The 1,249-nt window shown below is 61.0% G+C and carries 1 protein-coding gene and 1 pseudogene; both read left to right on the top strand.

The annotated features are described in order from the left end of the window. Window positions 1-525: pseudogene (locus AWB70_RS38095) on the top strand (succinate dehydrogenase/fumarate reductase flavoprotein subunit); the annotation flags it as partial. Between the two features lie 22 nt (window positions 526-547). Next, the gene (locus AWB70_RS38090; RefSeq protein ID WP_014193767.1) at window positions 548-1,249 is read left to right on the top strand and encodes a succinate dehydrogenase iron-sulfur subunit; all 702 of its coding nucleotides are present in this window, start codon (window positions 548-550) and stop codon (window positions 1,247-1,249) included.

The following is a 1,249-nucleotide window of genomic DNA, read 5'->3' as shown; positions in this document are numbered from 1 at the left end:
GCGGGCAATCACATCATCAAGCATGCCAGCGAGATGAAAGAGCACAAGCCGCTGCCGGCCGATGCCGCCGACTTCGCGATGGAGCGTCTCGCGGTGCTGGAGAAGTCCACGTCGGGTGAATACACGCAGAACATCGCCAACGACATTCGCGCCTCGATGCAGGCGCATGCGGGCGTGTTCCGCACGGCGAAGCTGCTCGAAGAAGGCGTGGGCAAGATCGCGGAGCTCTCGGAGCGCGTGAAGCACGTGCATCTGAAGGACAAGTCGAAGGTGTTCAACACGGCGAAGGTCGAAGCGCTGGAACTGGCGAACCTGATCGAAGTGGCGCGCGCGACGATGGTGTCGGCCGAAGCGCGCAAGGAAAGCCGTGGCGCGCATGCGCACAGCGACTACGAGCATCGCGATGACGAGAACTGGATGCGTCATACGCTGTGGTTCAGCGAAGGCGATCGCCTGGAGTACAAGCCGGTGCAGATGAAGCCGCTGACGGTGGAATCGGTGCCGCCCAAGGCGCGTACGTTCTAAGGCGCATAGCAAGGAAATCGAAATGGCAAAGAGAATTTTTGAAGTCTATCGCTACGATCCGGACAAGGACGCCGCGCCGCGCATGCAGACGTACGAGCTCGATCTGACGCATGAGCGCATGCTGCTCGACGCGCTGGTGAAGCTCAAGGAAGTCGATGAAACGCTGTCGTTCCGCCGCTCGTGCCGCGAGGGCGTGTGCGGGTCGGACGCGATGAACATCAACGGCAAGAACGGCCTTGCGTGCCTGACGAACCTGAACGAACTGCCGCAGAAGATCGTGCTGCGTCCGCTGCCGGGGCTGCCGGTGGTGCGCGATCTGATCTGCGATTTCACGCAGTTCTTCAACCAGTATCATTCGATCAAGCCGTATCTGATCAATGACACGCCGCCGCCCGAGAAAGAGCGGCTGCAATCGCCGGTCGAGCGCGATGAACTCGACGGCCTGTACGAGTGCATTCTGTGCGCGAGCTGCTCGACGTCGTGCCCGAGTTTCTGGTGGAACCCGGACAAATTCGTCGGACCGGCGGGCCTGCTGCAAGCGTACCGCTTCATCGCGGACAGCCGCGATCAGGCGACCGGCGAACGCCTGGACAACCTGGAAGATCCGTATCGTCTGTTCCGTTGCCATACGATCATGAATTGCGTCGACGTGTGCCCCAAGGGGCTCAATCCGACCAAGGCGATCGGCAAGATCAAGGAATTGATGGTGCGCCGGGCGGTTTGA

Source organism: Caballeronia cordobensis, from assembly GCF_001544575.2.
In the GTDB taxonomy this organism is placed as follows: domain Bacteria; phylum Pseudomonadota; class Gammaproteobacteria; order Burkholderiales; family Burkholderiaceae; genus Caballeronia; species Caballeronia cordobensis.
This window is presented reverse-complemented; position numbering and strand designations above follow the sequence as displayed.

What these genes read in the sequence shown, in the direction of transcription:
- AWB70_RS38090 (WP_014193767.1), top strand. Translation starts at nt 548, where the DNA reads ATGGCAAAGAGAATTTTTGAAGTCTATCGCTACGATCCGGACAAGGAC.